The 16,539-nt window shown below is 61.3% G+C and carries 16 protein-coding genes and 2 pseudogenes; 8 read left to right on the top strand and 10 right to left on the bottom strand.

All coding sequences use genetic code 11. From position 1 onward, the window contains the following. Positions 1–85 precede the first annotated feature (85 nt). From purD to MHM97_RS06370, 4 genes are all read left to right on the top strand, one after another. A complete protein-coding gene (purD, locus tag MHM97_RS06385; protein WP_239320870.1) occupies positions 86–1,348 on the top strand; it encodes a phosphoribosylamine--glycine ligase in 1,263 nt (420 codons plus the stop codon). Positions 1,349–1,355: 7 nt separating this feature from the next. Further along, positions 1,356–1,823 carry a GNAT family N-acetyltransferase gene (locus MHM97_RS06380; RefSeq protein WP_239320868.1) on the top strand — a complete coding sequence of 156 codons (468 nt, stop codon included), beginning with the start codon at positions 1,356–1,358 and terminating at the stop codon, positions 1,821–1,823. A gap of 97 nt (positions 1,824–1,920) precedes the next feature. After that, positions 1,921–2,277: a bestrophin family protein gene (locus MHM97_RS06375; RefSeq protein ID WP_239320865.1), complete on the top strand. Its 357-nt coding sequence runs from the start codon at positions 1,921–1,923 to the stop codon at positions 2,275–2,277. Next, positions 2,265–2,912, top strand: coding sequence for a hypothetical protein (locus MHM97_RS06370; RefSeq protein WP_239320862.1), 648 nt, complete (start codon positions 2,265–2,267; stop codon positions 2,910–2,912). The genes MHM97_RS06375 and MHM97_RS06370 overlap by 13 nt, the downstream gene beginning before the upstream one ends. Before the next feature lie 131 nt (positions 2,913–3,043). On the opposite strand, the pseudogene MHM97_RS06365 reads toward MHM97_RS06370, so the two are convergent. Then, positions 3,044–3,211 (bottom strand): annotated as a pseudogene (locus tag MHM97_RS06365) (transposase); the annotation flags it as partial. Here MHM97_RS06365 and MHM97_RS06360 point away from each other — a divergent pair. Continuing rightward, positions 3,204–3,521 (top strand): annotated as a pseudogene (locus MHM97_RS06360) (bestrophin family protein); the annotation flags it as partial. The pseudogenes MHM97_RS06365 and MHM97_RS06360 sit on opposite strands and share 8 nt — an antisense overlap. Here MHM97_RS06360 and MHM97_RS06355 read toward each other — a convergent pair. Both MHM97_RS06355 and MHM97_RS06350 read right to left on the bottom strand, forming a co-directional pair. Continuing rightward, positions 3,518–4,333, bottom strand: a complete 816-nt coding sequence (locus MHM97_RS06355) for an FG-GAP repeat domain-containing protein (protein ID WP_239320861.1) — start codon at positions 4,331–4,333, stop codon at positions 3,518–3,520. The pseudogene MHM97_RS06360 and the gene MHM97_RS06355 sit on opposite strands and share 4 nt — an antisense overlap. Further along, entirely contained in the window at positions 4,333–4,656 is a 324-nt protein-coding gene (locus MHM97_RS06350) for a 2Fe-2S iron-sulfur cluster-binding protein (RefSeq protein WP_239320859.1), read from the bottom strand. The genes MHM97_RS06355 and MHM97_RS06350 overlap by 1 nt, the downstream gene beginning before the upstream one ends. Positions 4,657–5,138: 482 nt before the next feature. Between MHM97_RS06350 and MHM97_RS06345 the strand changes: the two genes are divergently transcribed. Further along, positions 5,139–5,627 carry a peptidoglycan-binding domain-containing protein gene (locus MHM97_RS06345; protein ID WP_239320857.1) on the top strand — a complete coding sequence of 163 codons (489 nt, stop codon included), beginning with the start codon at positions 5,139–5,141 and terminating at the stop codon, positions 5,625–5,627. A 139-nt stretch (positions 5,628–5,766) separates the two neighbouring features. Next, positions 5,767–6,435 (top strand): Crp/Fnr family transcriptional regulator, encoded by a 669-nt coding sequence (locus MHM97_RS06340; RefSeq protein WP_239320855.1) that lies wholly within the window; start codon positions 5,767–5,769, stop codon positions 6,433–6,435. Between the two features lie 15 nt (positions 6,436–6,450). Here MHM97_RS06340 and MHM97_RS06335 read toward each other — a convergent pair whose 3' ends face one another. The 6 genes from MHM97_RS06335 to gor all read right to left on the bottom strand — a co-directional run bounded on the left by MHM97_RS06335 (position 6,451) and on the right by gor (position 14,282). Then, positions 6,451–7,125, bottom strand: coding sequence for a GNAT family N-acetyltransferase (locus MHM97_RS06335; RefSeq protein ID WP_239320852.1), 675 nt, complete (start codon positions 7,123–7,125; stop codon positions 6,451–6,453). A gap of 377 nt (positions 7,126–7,502) precedes the next feature. Beyond that, positions 7,503–9,008, bottom strand: coding sequence for a Do family serine endopeptidase (locus tag MHM97_RS06330; protein ID WP_370645680.1), 1,506 nt, complete (start codon positions 9,006–9,008; stop codon positions 7,503–7,505). 534 nt (positions 9,009–9,542) lie between these two features. Beyond that, positions 9,543–10,451: a hypothetical protein gene (locus MHM97_RS06325; RefSeq protein WP_239320849.1), complete on the bottom strand. Its 909-nt coding sequence runs from the start codon at positions 10,449–10,451 to the stop codon at positions 9,543–9,545. Positions 10,452–10,781: 330 nt separating this feature from the next. Beyond that, positions 10,782–11,663, bottom strand: coding sequence for a protease modulator HflC (hflC, locus tag MHM97_RS06320; protein ID WP_239320846.1), 882 nt, complete (start codon positions 11,661–11,663; stop codon positions 10,782–10,784). Next, the gene (gene hflK, locus MHM97_RS06315) at positions 11,663–12,817 is read right to left on the bottom strand and encodes an FtsH protease activity modulator HflK (protein ID WP_239320843.1); all 1,155 of its coding nucleotides are present in this window, start codon (positions 12,815–12,817) and stop codon (positions 11,663–11,665) included. The genes hflC and hflK overlap by 1 nt, the downstream gene beginning before the upstream one ends. 109 nt (positions 12,818–12,926) lie before the next feature. Beyond that, positions 12,927–14,282 carry a glutathione-disulfide reductase gene (gor, locus tag MHM97_RS06310; RefSeq protein WP_239320840.1) on the bottom strand — a complete coding sequence of 452 codons (1,356 nt, stop codon included), beginning with the start codon at positions 14,280–14,282 and terminating at the stop codon, positions 12,927–12,929. 914 nt (positions 14,283–15,196) lie between these two features. Here gor and MHM97_RS06305 point away from each other — a divergent pair. Continuing rightward, entirely contained in the window at positions 15,197–15,634 is a 438-nt protein-coding gene (locus MHM97_RS06305) for a PACE efflux transporter (protein WP_239320837.1), read from the top strand. Between the two features lie 114 nt (positions 15,635–15,748). Here the strand turns inward: MHM97_RS06305 and rpiA are convergent, their stop codons facing one another. Then, positions 15,749–16,537 carry a ribose-5-phosphate isomerase RpiA gene (gene rpiA / locus MHM97_RS06300; protein ID WP_239320834.1) on the bottom strand — a complete coding sequence of 263 codons (789 nt, stop codon included), beginning with the start codon at positions 16,535–16,537 and terminating at the stop codon, positions 15,749–15,751. Between the last annotated feature and the right edge of the window lie 2 nt (positions 16,538–16,539).

The following is a 16,539-nucleotide window of genomic DNA, read 5'->3' as shown; positions in this document are numbered from 1 at the left end:
ACCCCGGCAAGGGCGTTCTTGTTTATACGTCGCACACAGCATAGAACGCGCATCAACCAAGGCCAAGCAGATCGGAGAATGGCTCATGAATATCCTCATCCTCGGCAGCGGCGGGCGGGAACATGCACTTGCCTGGGCGGTGATGCAGAACCCGAAATGCGACCGGCTTATCGTGGCGCCGGGCAATGCGGGCATCGCCAAGATCGCGGACTGCGCCAGCCTCAATGCCGATGACGGCGGCGCGGTTGTGACCTTTGCCGAGGAAAACGCCATTGATTTTGTGATCGTCGGCCCCGAGGCCCCGCTGGCCGCTGGTGTGGCGGACCGCCTGCGCGATGCGGGTATTCTGGTCTTTGGCCCCTCTGAGGCCGCCGCCCGGCTGGAGGCCTCCAAAAGCTTTACCAAAGAGATTTGCGACGCGGCCAATGCACCCACTGCGGGGTATGGCCATTTCACCGATGCCGAGGCCGCCAAGGCACATGTCCGTGCAAATGGCGCGCCGATTGTGGTCAAGGCCGATGGTCTGGCCGCTGGCAAGGGCGTGATCGTGGCGATGGACGAGCAGACCGCGCTCGATGCGATCGACGACATGTTTGGCGGCGCCTTTGGCGGGGCGGGCGCAGAGGTCGTCATCGAGGAATTCATGGAAGGCGAAGAGGCGTCGCTCTTTGTGCTCTGTGATGGCGAGGAAATCCTGTCCATCGGCACCGCACAGGACCACAAGCGCGTCGGCGAAGGCGACACTGGCCTCAATACCGGCGGCATGGGGGCCTATTCACCCGCCCCAATCCTGAGCGCCGAGGTTGAGGCCAAAGCCATGGAAGAGATCGTCAAACCCACCATGCGGGTGATGGCCGAGCGTGGCATGCCCTATCAGGGCGTGCTTTATGCCGGTCTGATGATTAAGGGCGGTCAGCCGCGTCTGGTGGAATATAACGTCCGCTTTGGTGATCCCGAATGTCAGGTGCTGATGATGCGCCTTGGCGCGCAGGCGCTGGACCTGATGCAGGCCGCCGCCGAGGGCCGCCTTGCAGACGCTCGCGTCAACTGGGCGGAGGACCACGCGATCACCGTGGTGATGGCCGCAAATGGCTATCCCGGCGACTACCAGAAGGGCAGCGAGATCAAAGGCCTCGCCGCTCTGCCCGAGGACAGCATGAACATGGTGTTTCACGCAGGCACCAAGGCCGAGGGCGACAAGATCCTCGCCAATGGTGGTCGGGTGCTCAATGTGACGGCACGCGGCGACAGCCTCACGGAGGCCCGCGACCGCGCCTATGCGATGGTGGATCAGATCGACTGGCCCGAGGGCTTTGTGCGCCGCGACATCGGCTGGCGCGCGCTCTGATCCGGCCATGACTGTCACGCCGGTTCAGATCCCCCCGGACAGCCCGCACGTGCAGGAGGTTCTGGACCTGATCCGGCGCAGCTTTGCCTATATGGACGGGCGGATTGATCCGCCCTCCTCGATGCACCATCTCACGTTGGACGCGCTTGCCGCACAAGCCGCGGCTGGCGAGGTCTGGGCAATCGGCGCGCCCGTGGTTGCCTCGGTGGTGCTGACACCGCGCGCCGATGTGCTGTATCTCGGCAAGCTCGCGGTGTCCGAGGATCTGCGCGGACAGGGGCTGGCACGTCATCTCATTGAGCATGCGGTCAGGCGCGCGCGGGCCTTGGGCCTCAGTGCGGTGGACTTGCAGACGCGGGTCGAACTGGTTGAGAACCACGCGGCCTTTGCCCGACTGGGGTTCAGGCAGGTGGCGACCACTGCGCATGCCGGGTTTGATCGCCCCACCTCCCTGACGATGCGCCGCACGGTCTGAGCCACGCCGGGTCGCAGTCCGGACCTGATCCGGCGCGCGACGACGCGTCCATCGGTGCGGGATCTGCTTTGCTGGCGACATCCCAAGGAGACCTGCCATGATCGTTCGTCACAAACCCGGCTTTCTGGAACTGCTGGTGGCCACACACGGGTCGGTGCTGCCGCGTATCCTGCCCCGCATCGCGGCGCTGACGGCCATGGCCGCGCTGCTGGTATGGCTCGACGGCAGCCTCTTGGCCCTGCCCCACACCAATGCCGCACCCTTTGCGGTCTTTGGCGTGGCGCTGTCGCTGTTCCAGCCGGACGGCCATCAGCGCCGCCCCCTGCGGCTGGCGTCTGACGGCGCTATGATCTCGCGGGCCGGTGATGCAGAAATCATCCTGCGACCAAACGGTGACATTGATATAAACGGCGCCAAAATCACTCTAAAAGGGGATACGATATGGTTGAATTGATAGCATTTTCTGTTGGAGTGTTGATGCTGGTTTCGTCTGCACAAGCAGGTGACAAGCAATCTGGATTTGATGGTGAGGCCTACCTGTGTGATAGCTCACAAATACATCTGGAGAGTTATATCGATGTGATCGTATTCAATGAATTTATGAAGGATGTGCGCTTTAGCACTGTTGCACCTGACGTGAGCAACTGTGCAAGCGGTCGCTGGCGGGCTCTGAACTTGATTTCCGAAGCCAGCGAACCTGAAGTTGGCTCCATGAGGACTGCATTTGTGTTTTCTTGGGTTCGTAGATCTCGCGAGATGCAAAGCTTTGAGGCACGGTACGCCAACGATGCCGAGATGTTGCTGCAACTGGCTTTGGCCTGCGAAACTGCTGCTTCAGGGCGTGGCGTGTGCATGCGTGAAACTCTCGAAACTATGCCAGACGCGTTTTTTGCAGATAGTCCGGTATTTTGCTCGCTTGTCGAAGAAACCGAACGAGTGCCGGAAGCATTTGGTCCCGCCCCTGCAGTCGCTATAAGGCGTGAACTACCGTTTTTGTGCAGTACGCTTATAGGAGCGGAGGGTCAAAACCAGGACGCTTGGTGGCAGAGCGTAGACCGTTCCTTGTTCCCAGCAACGCTACAGGAGTGAGGGGAAGGCATGGGCATTGAAGATGGTCTAGCAGGCTGCTGATGAAGCTGCTGCACGGAACGGTTTCCCTCTATACGGGTGCTAGGTGGGTCCGGATCGTGCTGAGGCAACCCTGGCGGCGGCTTCGCTGATCAGGCAGCAATCAGTTTCGGCAGCCTCGCCAGATTGCAGACGGCCATTGTCAGCGTGAAGCGGGCGCGCACCCGCTCGATCTCGCGGTACAGGGTCTGTGCCATGCCACCGACTGTGTTGGCCCAACCGAAAGGCTATTCGATCCTTTTCCTGCGGCGCTGTGAACGTATCGCCGCGACGCCCCTGCCGTTTGTCTACACGCTGCTGGTGTTCCGCACGACCTATCTCTACTGCCTGCTGTTCCCCTTTGCCCTGCTGGAGGGCGCGGGCTGGATGACGCCACTGTTCGTGGCCATCGTCGCCTATGTCTTCTTTGGCCTGGCCGAGGTGACCGAGGAACTGTCCAACCCCTTTGGCGAAACCGTGAACGGCCTGCCGTTGGATGCCATGTGCCGCACCATCGAGATCTCTCTGCTGACACAGTTGGGCGAGGAGGCTCCGGCGCCGCTGAAACCGGTCGGCTACTACCTGAGCTAGGGCAGCTGGCAGTCCAGCGCGGGACCAAGCCGGCTCCGCGCATCAAAGGGGCCGAGATCACGGCGGCTGATGCTGCCATCCGAGCTGAGGCGCGAGGCGATGATGCGGGACCAGTCGGCGTTGACGGTCACGATCTCCGGCCCCTGCCCGCAGTCGCGCAGGCCGGAGGTGATAAAATCCTCACCGATCAGATGGTTGGTCAGGCCGGGCGCGGCGGCGACCTCCACCAGCTTGCCATAGTGAAACCGCCAGATGCGCAGGGTCTTGGCCAGATGGGGCCGGTCGATATAGGCCACCTCGATATGGCCGTCGCCATCCAGATCCGCGGCGCCAACAGGCGCCAGCCAGCGGTTTGCCTGGCCGATATGGGGCGTGGCGGCGATCTTGTCGCCCGTGCTGTTGTAGACCGCCAGCTGCGCGCCCTGCGCTACATCCGTCTCGACCACCACAACCTCCGGCAACCCGTCGCCGGTGATGTCCCAGAGGCGCGGTGCAAGATCCTCAAAGACATGATCCACCGGCAGGTCGACCTCAAAGACATCTCGCCGCACACCTGCCTCGGATTGCTCAGCGTCGCCATCCTGTTGCACATGAATGCGCAGCTGGCTGTATTCGACGTCATCCCCCAGAACCGCATGGCCATAGCGGGTCGTGGGCGCATCAAACTCCGCCTCCGTGACCCGCCAGGCTTCCTGCGCGTTCAGCAGGGTCGCCGTCCCCGCCACCCCCAGGCACAACGCCTGCGCGGCGCGGCGGATGACCGGGGGCCTGATGCGTGTCAGAAGACGCCGCGCCCGGCCCGCCGCGCGCATCAGATCTGCTTTTCGGGCATATGCACAACCAGACCATCCAGCGCGTCCGACACCTTGAGCTGGCAGGTCAGGCGCGAGCGGGCCGGATCTGGCTCAAAGGCAAAATCCAGCATGTCCTCTTCCATATCGTCCTTCGCGGGCAGTTTCTCCACCCAATCCGGTGCGATATAGACGTGACAGGTGGAACAGGCACAGGCACCACCGCAATCCGCCTCGATCCCCGGAATATTGTTGTCCCGCGCACCTTCCATCACGGTCAGCCCGTTGGCGACGTCGACCACATGTTCGGTCCCGTTGTGCTCGATGTAGGTGATTTTTGCCATGATCCGTCTTCCCTTTTTCGGTACTCGCCCCCGTGTGTAGCGAGCGTGCCTGCACCGTTCCAGCCCCATTTGCGACATCCCTCGCGTCGCTTGCCTTTTCACGACACATGTTCTCGATTTACCCCGCACAGCGCCGGAAGAGCGGGACCGGCGCCGGCCAGAGGCGGGCCTCACGATCTGCTCTTGGCAGGCGCCGCGGGCCCGAACCGTCCGCCCCCCCGGGTCCGCAAACTCCGATCTTCCTTCGGCAGAACAGTGCTATAGCCGGGATACGGCCTTTTCCCGCGCCCGGGTTTTAGGCTAGCATCAGCGACGCCACCGGGGGCAACCGCGGATCCCGGCTGCTGCCCACCTCAAGGACCCCGTCAAAGCGTATGCCCGCCCCTTTGCCTCCGCCCGCTGCCCAGAGCGTCACGCTGCAAGCGCCCCCGTGCAGGGCAGCCATACCGGACCGGTCTCGCCGGGCCTGCGGCGCGCGTGGCATGGCGGTGCTCCTCCTTCTGACATTGAACGCCTGTGTCGCCGCTGCGCCCTTCGAAGGTGTCGGTCGCTCCGCGCCCCCGGGCGCCCCCGCTGGCACCTGCTGGGACAGCGTGATCATTCCGGCGCGAATCGAAACCGTGACCGAGCAGGTCCTGGTCTCACCCGAAGTGACATCCCCTGACGGCACCGTACTTGCCCCGGCCACCTTCTCCAGTCACAGCCGCCAGCAGATCACCCGGCCGCGCGAGGAAACCTATTTCGAGACCCCCTGCCCCGAGGTGATGACCCCGGAATATATTGCATCGCTGCAACGGGCATTGGCCGCGCGCGACCTCTACAGCGGCCTGATCACCGCCACGCTCAACGCCGAAACCCGCGCCGCCATCCGCAGCTATCAGGCGGGGTTTGGCATCGACAGCGCCACCTTGTCGCTGCGGGCGGCCCGCAGCCTTGGCCTCAGCGCCGTCGATCTGCCCGGGTCGACATAGGACCGGCGCCACGGCCCAGGTGGGACCGCAAACATTCCATATCCCACGTGCAAGCTTGCACCAGAGCCCTGGGCCCCCTAGAACACAAAAACGGAGAGATCCTCCCCCTTGCACTGACAGCCCGCCCGGAGAGCGCCCCATGGCCATTGCCCCCCTGCCCGCATCCAGCTTCCTGTTTGGAGCCTCGGATCGGCTGCGGGCCATGCTCGACAGCCAGGCCACCGATGTGCACCTCAAGACCGGCGACGTGCTGTTCGAACGGGGCGATGAGGGCGATGCCCTCTATGCGATCATTTCTGGCGCGTTGGAGATCTCAACCCTCTCCGCGTCCGGACGCAAACTCTCGCTCGATATGATGCGCCCCGGTGCGATCTTTGGCGAGATTGCCATGTTCGACCCCGGCGAGCGCACAGCCACTGCCACCGCTGCCGAACCCAGCCACCTGCGCCGCCTGCGGCACCGCGATGTGCTCGCGCAGCTGACAAAGCACCCGGAGCTTGCAGGCGATATGCTGAAACTCGCCGGGCAACGCATGCGCTGGATGAACACGCAGCTCAATGAGCAGGTGTTCCTGCCGATGCCGGTGCGGCTGGCGCGCAAGCTCCTCTATCTCACACCCGCAGATGGCAACGGCCAGCTGAGCCTGTCGCAGTCGGAACTCGCGGAGTTTGTCGGCGCCACCCGCGAAGCGGTGTCCAAGACGCTATCGAACTGGCGTAAGGCGGGACTGATCGAAATCAGCCGGGGCGGGTTGCAACTGAAAGACCGCGGCGGCCTCGCGGTTCTTGCCGATCCCGAGGGGATCTGAGGGCGCCTTCCCCGCTTACCAGATCGCCGGATCATCGAGCGCCGCGACACAGGTGCACCGCCCCTTGAGTGGCAGCAACGCAGGCTCTTGGAGCGGCTGACCGATCCATCCGACCGGTTGGCTCAGCGGCAAGGGGGCGGCGGCGGTGTCCTCGTCCAGGGGCTCAAACCCAACCTTGCCGTAAAAGGCTGGATCACCATAGGTGATGGCGACATCAACACCTTCCTTGGAAAGTGCGTTCAAGGCCTCTTTCAACAAGGCCTGCCCCACCCCTTGTTTCTGTCGCTCTGTCGCGACGGCCATAGGGGACAGAATGAACACCGATCGCGCATCCTCTGAATACGTCAGCCGAGAAAAGATCGCTGCCGCAATGAGAGCCTCACCTTCGGCCTGCGTAAAAACAAAAAGATCCTCACGCGGAGTGGTGTTTAGCAACCGCTCCACCAGCGCAGCAATCAAGCGCCCCTCGTCGGCGCCCTCCGAAGCCGCAAATGTCTGCGCAAAGAGCGATTTAATCTGCTCTTCTCGACCGTCGATCTGTGTTGAGAACTCCACTCTATCCCCCAAACCTTTGCTTGCGCGTACCGTGAACCGTGAACCGTGAACCGTGAACCGTGAACCGTGAACCGTGAACCGTGAACCGTGAACCGTGAACCGTGAACCGTGAACCGTTCGTCCGTCCCCGCTCATCTGTCAAGCCTCTCACCCCCTTTTCCGAAGCGCAGCTGACCACAGAAGACTTGGCGCACCATTGGTTCGGACACCAGGCGTCATGTGACGCAGCCTTGCGAAAAGATGCAGAAAAAAACTGAGCGTTCAGCCATAAAAAAATCCCGCGAATGTAACCTGTTTCACAGTCCGCCCTCGTAGCCTCTGCCATAAGGACTTTAAGGCGGTCATTCTCCTATCCATCCCAATGGCCGTCCGTCCCATCTTGAGCCATGTGTCCGCCCGACACATGGCTCTTTTGGTTTCAAAAACGCCCACCTACAAAACAAAACGGCCGACCCGATGGGGCCGGCCGCTGAGGAAGTAGATGCCTGCCCCGCCAGGGGGGCTGAGGCCTGTTACTCGTCGAGGTTCAGCGCCACGAAACGTGGCTCTCCAGCGCGACGCACCATCAGGAAGATGGACTTGCGCCCCGCATCCTCGGCCGCCTCGATTTGCGCTTCAAGATCCGAGATGGAGGCCACCTTGTTCTGACCTGCTTCGGTGATCACATCACCGGCGCGCAGGCCTTTTTCCCATGCGCCCGAGGTCTCATCCACCGACAGGATCACCAGACCGGTGGTGCCGGCATCCAGGTTCAGCTCCTCGCGCATGTCGTCGCGGACAACGCCGACCGTCAGACCGAGCAGCTCTTTTTCACCCTCATCCGGGACAGCTTCGCCAGAGCCGGTGGTGGCATTGTTGCCCACCGCATCTTCGCGCCGGCCAAGAGTCACGCGCAGGGTCTCGGTCTTGCCATCGCGAAACACCACGACGCGCACGGTCTTGCCGACCTCGGTATCGCCCACACGGCGCACCAGGTCGCGGGTGTCTTCCACCTCGAAACCGTCGAAGCTGGTGATGACATCCCGTGCCAGAAGACCTGCGTCCTTGGCGGGGCCATCAGGCACATCGGTGATCAGGACGCCGTTGTCGTTCTCAAGGCCGATCGCCTCGGCCAGGTCATCGGTCACGTCCTGAATGCGCACACCAAGCCAACCGCGGCGGGTTTCGCCAAATTCCTTCAACTGGTCGACCACTTTGGTCACCACATTGGACGCCATGGAGAACCCGATCCCGATGGAGCCCCCGTTCGGCGACAGGATCGCGGTGTTCACGCCAACCACTTCGCCATCCATGTTAAACAGCGGACCACCGGAGTTGCCGCGGTTGATGGCGGCGTCAGTCTGGATGTAGTCGTCATACGACCCCGACAGCGCCCGGTTGCGCGCCGAGACGATCCCGGCCGAGAGCGAAAAGCCCTGCCCCAGCGGGTTGCCCATCGCAACCACCCAGTCGCCGACGCGGGCGGTGTCGCTGTTGCCGAATTTGACAAACTTCAGCGGCATCGGCGCATCCACTTTCAAGAGCGCGATGTCGGTGTTGGGGTCGGTGCCAACAACGGTCGCCGGCAGCAGATCTGCGGGCTGTCCGTCACCGGGGAAGAACTCGATCTCGATCTCGTCGGCACCCTCGATCACGTGGTTGTTGGTGACGATATAGCCATCCTCGGAGATCACAAAACCGGACCCCAGCGCCGAAGAGCGGCGCGGACGGTTGCCGCCACCATTGCGGTCCTGGAATTCGCGGAAGAAATCCTCAAACGGGGAGCCTTCGGGCACGATCCCCTGTGGGCCGGTGCGCCCTTCGACCACGGTCGAGGTGGTGATGTTCACGACAGCCGGGCTGACTTTCTCTGCCAGCGGTGCGAGGCTCTCGGGGCGGGCAGCCGCCGACAGCGACTGCATGACCAGAAGCGCGGTCCCGAGGACCGCGATCCAGAACAGGCGCCAGCCGCTCTGCATCCCGTCATGGGCGCGCGCGCGGCTCAGGGCCTTGGGTGAGGTGATTGGATGCACGGACATACTCCTTCGAATTGGCCTGTCAACTCTGTCTCCGCCCGCCCCCGCACATAAGGGGAAAGGGCGCACCCGTGCCTCAGGCGCAGCATCAAGCAGGGACAAGGTGCTGCGCGTTGGGGTGGGAAATTCATGCCACCCAATGTAGCCACTCCGCGCGCAGTCGCAATGGGGCGCACAGTCACCTCAATTCGACGTGAAGGGTGGTGAAGGTTTCGCGACCGCGGCCAGAGCGCAACAGGTGGGCGGTGGGTGATCTGGCCCCGCCGCCGAGCACTGATTATTCCGGGGGAGACGCGGAGCAGAAGACCCGCATCAGCACGGCGAAGAACAAGGGAACCTTTTTGCCTCGCCTATCTTGGGCGTCGAAGGTGCGGACCAAACGGCCTTTCGCTGCGTCCATCCGCTATGACCGCTTTTGCTGTCGTGTCAAAGCGGATTGCTCTCACCGTCGAGAGAAAAGTGTCGTTTTTCAAAGGTATAAGTCAATGAAGCACAGCTATTTGTCGTCCCAAGAAATCACGGTCCTTAGGTATTCCGTTACATCTCTTCGAGGAGTTTTCGGGCTCGCTCTTCGAAAAGGGTGGATCGACGCGAACTGTCCAACCACATTGTGTACACAAGATCGAAACTCTCGTGTTTTGACAAGACTTCGACCGCTCGAGCCAAAACACCTTCGGCCCATTTTGGAGTCAAGGTTGAACGAATGAACTCAGTATTGGCTGATGGGGCTGTCTCCTTAGACAAGTGATCAATCCCGTTAGACAAGTGATCAATCCTGGTTAGGTTCGGCGCCCCCCCTCCTTCTAGCGAGTTCCAGGGTTCGAAGAACGGATTTTCATCTTCCTCGTAAAGCAGTGCTGACAACCATTGAACCGCGCACACAGCCATTCCAGGTGTTTTGAAGCTCCACCATTCGTCCCAGATTTGCTCTGCTACAGGAAACAGCCAGATTAATTCGTCATGCAATCTAATCCACTCGTAGGGGCTGGCTTCGCTTCCTCGAAACGACAAAAATTCCTCGCGTCCCATACGTACCAGCAGCACATGAACGAAGAAATCTGTCATTGCTCGATATTGCTGCTTGTTAAAAAATTCGGGATAGATCGGGCGATATGCTAGTGCATCCCACATACCCTCAAAATGCCAAGTGCCTTTGAAGCGCCTGGGGTCGGGGTGACTGAGCTCCTGTCGTGCCCAAGCTTCAAGCGCTTTAGGAAAACCAAACGCTAGTAGGTCTTCCTGAACCTCCATGTACTGGTAGTCGAGAAAGAAATCGCAGAAGTCAAAGAGGTCAGTCGGCTCCGTAGTGTTGGCTATCCGTTCACAGTGACCTCGAATGCGGTCAAATGGCTCCTGCCATATCTCGGAAGGAGCCTTGGGCCAGTTCAGCGTCTCGAGCAGTTTTTCGGGTTCGCACATTGCTAGCGCCACTTGATTTCCGCCCATAACCTTTCGCGCCTCGCTCTCAAATGAATTGTTACAACCTTTCCAGTTCTTGAACACGAAGGGAAGGCAGGCGCTTCAACCTCCACACAAACCGCTAGGTCGTGCGGTAGCCGTAATAGAGCAGAAGCAGACCTTCAAGCATGCTGCAGCATCCGGATCAATGCGCTCAAAGCCGACTATGACGGCAAAACGCAGTTTCTCTGATCGTGATCACATGGGAAAATGCGCCACAACCCTGATCGCAGCCACAGTGGCCTGCGCAAATAGCCGCTACAGAATGAAAAAGGCCACCTCCAGGGGTGGCCTTTTCGGGTCGGTTCGTTGCCGGAATTACTCTGCTGCGTTCGCGCCTTCGGAGGACTTCAGGTAGTTGAAGAACTCGTTATCGGGCGACAGCACCAGCGAGGAGTTCCCGCCTTGCAGCGAGCGCGCATAGGCGGTCAGGCTGCGGTAGAATTCAAAGAACTCCGGGTCCGCACCGTAAGCTTCGGCAAAGATGTTGTTGCGCTCGGCATCCGCTTCACCGCGGATAACCTCGGCTTCACGCTCGGCCTCGGAGACCAGCTCGACCTCGGTCCGGTCCGCCTGCGCACGCACGCGCTGCGCGGCTTCTTCACCGCGGGCGATCTCGTCTGCAGCTTCGCGTTCGCGCTCGGCCCGCATCCGGGCAAAGGTCGCCTCGAGGTTGGCCTGCGGCAGGTCGGTGCGCTTCAGACGCACGTCGATCACCTCAAGACCCAGCGCCTGCGCCTGGGCGATCGCCCCGTTGCGGATCCGCAGCATCAGCGCGGCCCGGTCCGACGACAGAATGTCGTTGGAGCTGACGGTACCCAGAACCTCGCGGGTCTGGTCGCGCATGATGTTGTCGAGACGGCTTTCGGCGGCGCCGATATTGCCAATACCCACCGCCTCGCGGAAGCGACGCACATCGGTGATGCGGTAGCGGGCAAAGGCGTCGACCACCAGACGGCGGTCATCCAGCGGGGTGACTTCGAGCGGCCCGACCTCAAGGCTGAGGATCCGGTCGTCGTATTTCACCACATCGTCGACAAAGGGCAGCTTGAACGCCAGGCCCGGGTCTTCCTGCACGTTGACGACACGGCCAAACCGCATCACCAGCGCCTTTTCACGTTCGTCCACGATGAAGAAGGCCGACAGTGCACTGACGCCGAGAATGCCGAGAACAACCAGAAGAATGATAGAGCGGTTCATCAGTTATTCCCTCCCGAGCGACGGATTTCATTGAGCGGCAGATAGGGCACGACACCCTGTGCATTCTGGCCACCGGCGTTGTCGTCGAGGATGATCTTGTCGACGCGGCTCAGCACGTCCTCCATGGTTTCCAGATAGAGACGCTTGCGCGTGACCTCCGGCGCCTTCTCGTATTCTGCAAGCACGGCGCTGAAGCGCGACGCCTCACCCTGCGCCTGGTTCACCACCTGCGCGCGGTAGGCTTCGGCTTCTTCCAGCGTCTGGGCCGCCTGCCCCCGGGCGGAGGCCAGCTTGCGGTTGGCATAGGCGTCAGCCTGTTTTTCCAGACGGTCGCGTTCCTGACCGGCAGACTGAACCTCGCGGAAGGCGTCCTTGACCGGCTCCGGCGGGTCGGCCCCGTCAAAGTTGATCCGGACGATGTTCACGCCCGCGTCGTAGCTGTCCAGCGTCGCCTGGATCAGTTCTTCGAGGCGCTGCGAAATGATACCACGGTCGCGGTTCAGGATCGGCGCCAGTTGCGACTGGGCGATGATCTCGCGCATCGCAGATTCCGACACCGCCTGGATGGTCGCCTTGGGATCACGCAGGTTGAACAGATACTTGTCGGGTTCGTTGATGTTCCAGACCACCTGGAAATCGACGTCGATGATGTTCTCATCCCCCGTCAGCATCAGCCCGGCATCAGAACCGCGGGCGCCTGCACCGATGCTCTCGGTCTGTTCGACACTGACCGGGACCACCTCATAGGTGACCACGGGCCAGGGCGCGAAGTTCAGGCCCGGATTGCCGACAGAGGAGAACTCGCCGAGAAACAGCTCGACGGATTTTTCCTCGGTCTTCACGGTGTAGAAGCTGTTGTAGCCCCACAGGAAAACCGCGGCGACCGCGCCGATCATGATGCCGGCCTTGGAAAACAGCGGGCTGCCGCCAGAGCCGCCACCGCGTGGCCCCTGACCGCCGCCTGAACCGCCGCGCCCGCCCATGAGCACGCGCAACTGTTCCTGACCCTTTTTCACCAGCTCGTCGATCTCGGGGATCTGGTTATCCTCGGGACGGCGACCACCGCCGCCTCCGCCACCACCATTGTTTCCCCGGTTGCCTCCGCCGCCGGAGGAACCGCCGCCCCCCCAGGGGCCACCACTGTTCCCAGCCATAAGTCTCCTATCCATCTCTCCCCGCCGAACTGGCGGATATTGCCCTCTAACCTGTGCGCGCGGCGCGGAAATTCAAGCTCCCGCCCGCCACTCAGGCGTACCGGTCGCCTCAGACCGTCCGTACCGGGGTTTTCAGCGTTACCAATTCTTCCGACATGGTCGGGTGAACTGCAACAGTACGATCAAAATCTTCTTTGGTTGCCCCCATTTTTACGGCAATCCCGGCCAGCTGGATCATCTCGCCCGCGCCGGGTGCGACAATATGACAACCCAGCACCTTGCGGCTGGCCTGGCTGACCACAAGCTTCATCAGCACCTTTTGCGCACGTCCGGCAAAGCTTTGCTGCATCGGCTTGAAGGAGGTCGAATAGATCTCGACCGTTTCTTGCTTGGCGGCGTCTTCCTCGCTGAGGCCAACTGTGCCCATTTCCGGCTGCGTAAAGATCGCGGTCGGGATCAGGTCGTGATCGGGGCTGGTGGGATTGCCGTTGAACACGGTTTCCACAAAGGCCATGCCCTCACGGATCGCCACCGGCGTCAGGTTCACCCGGTCGGTGACATCGCCGATCGCATAGACCGAGGGCACGCCGGTCTGGCTGTAGTGATCCACCTTGATCTCGCCGCCCTTGCCACGCGCGATGCCCAGCTCCTCGAGCCCGAGGTTGTCGGCATTGGGCTTGCGACCGGTGGCAAACATCACCTGATCAAACAGGGTCTCATCGCCATTGGTGGCGGTCACGCGGATCTTGTCGCCCTCGCGGCGCATCTCGGCCACGTTGTTGCCGAGCTGCAAGTCGATGCCCGACTGGATCATCTCCTCAGCCACCAAACCGCGCGCCTCATTGTCAAAGCCGCGCAGGATCTGCTCGCCGCGATAGTACTGCGTGGTTTTGACGCCGAGCCCGTTCATGATGCCCGCAAACTCGGAGGCGATGTAACCGCCGCCCACGATCAGGATGCTCTCGGGGAGCTTGTCCAGATGGAACATCTCGTTCGAGGTGATCGCAAGTTCCGAGCCCGGAATTTCCGGCACCCAAGGGCGGCCACCGGTGGCGATCAGGATGTGTTTTGCGGTTTTTGTGGTGCCATCCGAGAGCGCAACCGTGTGGGCATCCGCCAGTTTCGCCCGCGCATCAAAGCTCTCAACGCCGGAGTTTTTCAACAGGTTGCGATAGATCCCTTCCAACCGGTCCAGCTCCGCATTGAGCTTGCCCTTGAAGTGGTCCCAGCTGAACCCCTTGTTGTCCAGATCCCAGCCGTAGGCGCGGCCATCTTCGACCATGCCGGAATACTCGGAGGCAAAGACCATCAGCTTTTTCGGCACGCAGCCCCGGATGACGCAGGTCCCGCCATAGCGGTCCTCTTCGGCGAGCGCCACCGATGCCCCGCCTGCCGCTGCAACACGCGCCGCGCGCACCCCGCCGGAGCCACCTCCGATGACAAATAGATCGTAGTCAAAGCTCATATTCGTCGCCCTTCTTATGACTTGCGCGAGGTATCCCACAGCGCGCGGTGAATTGCCAGACTCGCAAGTGGGGGTGCAAGGCGGCATTTCAAACACATACGGGCGTTCTTGTCGCGAAACCGTGAAAGAGGCGTGAACGCGCGCCCGCCTGCTATGTCCCCCTGCGCCACTCTGGCCAATAGCGATCCAGAGCCGCCTGCGCCCGTGCGACCTCAGGGTCGGCAGGGTTTGAACACTTCGGATCAAGGGACACAGTTTTGAACGTCAGATCGTAGCGCGCCCCCAGCGGCACCTGTGCCCGGACACGCAGCCGCGCATAGCCGGTGAGCACACGCTTTGGGATATACGCGACAGACACAACATCCGCCCAACGCAGTGCGTTGATTGTCCCTTTCTTCCTCCCGTAATGTAGGCCCCAGGCGTTCACCCGCAAAAAGCGATCGTCCCGCATGGTGTGAATACTCAGCGCCAAGACCGCCACAACGCTGCAGGCTTTCCAGATATCAAGCAGGTATTCAGGTCCGGAGAACCGCGCCAGGATACTCTCGGGCAGAAGGAAGGTCACAACCGGCGGAGATGTGAGCACCAAAAACAGCGTGGCCCAATAGGGGAGCCGATCCCTCACCGGGACATCTGCGGTGGGTGATCCATCGTACCGATCAGGCTTCGCAGAAAACATCGGCGTCAAATCCACATTGCAAACAGTATCAATTCAATAAGCACCCCCTGCGAGTTTTCCCATCACCCTGTTAAGACGCATAGCTGACATGCAACGTCACAGCGGGGCTTGAAAATTACCCGCCGCTCTCCCAGATTGCGGCTCGTTGGGGACGACCCCGCCAATGGCGCAGCCACGCAGGCCACGCCGTTGCCTATCCCTCGGGACGACCCGACTGCAAAGTATGAGGTTGCCCATGCGCTCCCCCCTTGATCGTATCCGTCACGCTCTGAGTTTCGAGATCATAGCGCTGCTGTTGGTTATACCGCTTGGCGCATTGGTGTTTCACTTTCCGATGCACGATATCGGTGCGGTTGGCGTCGTCAGTGCCACCCTCGCCACCCTGTGGAACCTGATCTACAATTACGGCTTTGACGCGCTGTTGCAGCACTGGCGCGGCAGCACGCTAAAGACCCCCAAACTCCGCGTCCTGCATGCGGTTCTATTCGAGGGCGGGCTGCTCATTGTGCTGATGCCCTTCATCGCGTGGTATCTGCAGATCTCGCTCTGGCAGGCCTTTGTGATGGATGTGTCTTTTGCCCTGTTTTACATGGTCTACGCCTATGGCTTTAATTGGGCCTATGATCGGCTGTTCCCTCTGCCGGAATGGCAAAAGGCGGCGCAAAGCCACTGACCTAATGACGCCTCGACCTATGCCTCCCGGCATCTGGGTCGGATAGGCTCAGAAATTCTCATACAAAAGCCGCCCCAAACAGGGCGGCTGTTACGAAAGTGCCGTAAGTGGGGGTTACTCCCCCAAATCCGCAAACAGATTGTCCGTCTCGACAAAATCAATCCGGTCGGTCTCGATTGTGCCTTCATTGATGTCGCGCACCTCGACCTTGCCGTCACCATAGCCGATCACCACCGTGTCGCAGATGTCGATGAACAGCCCGTTCTCAACAACTCCCGGTATCTGATTGAGAACCAACGCCAATTGCCGCGGATTCCCAATGCGGTTGAGGTGCAGATCAAGGATATGGTTGCCTTCATCGGTCACATAGGGGCTGGCCCCATTCATCCGAAGCGTCGAGCTGCGCCCCATCACATCCATCGAGATCAGCGTCTCCTCGACCAGGGCCTGCGAGGTCTGCCAGCCAAAGGGGATCACCTCGATGGGCAGCGGAAACGCCCCGAGCATCTCCACTTCCTTGGCCTTATCGGCAATCACCACCATCTGATCGGACGCGGTGGCAACGATCTTTTCCTGCAACAGCGCGCCGCCGCCGCCTTTAATGAGGTTCAGATCACCGTCGAACTCATCCGCACCGTCGATGGTCAGATCCAGCCAACGCGCCTCGTCGAGGGTAATCACCTCGATCCCCACTTCGCGCGCCAGTTCCGCCGTGCGGGCAGAGGTGGGCACGCCGGTGATCTTCAACCCGTCCTCGCGCACCATCTCACCCAGACAGCGCACCAGCCATGCGGCGGTGGACCCGGTGCCAAGCCCGACCCGCATCCCGTCCTCGACCATTTCGGCCGCCCGTTTTGCCGCGACAAACTTGGCCTTGTCTATGGGGGATAGCTCTCCGGTCATAG

It is taken from the genome of Epibacterium sp. Ofav1-8 (genome assembly GCF_022348185.1).
Taxonomy (GTDB): domain Bacteria; phylum Pseudomonadota; class Alphaproteobacteria; order Rhodobacterales; family Rhodobacteraceae; genus Epibacterium.
The sequence above is the reverse complement of the archived record's forward strand: the minus strand, read 5'-3'. Positions and strand labels throughout refer to the sequence as shown.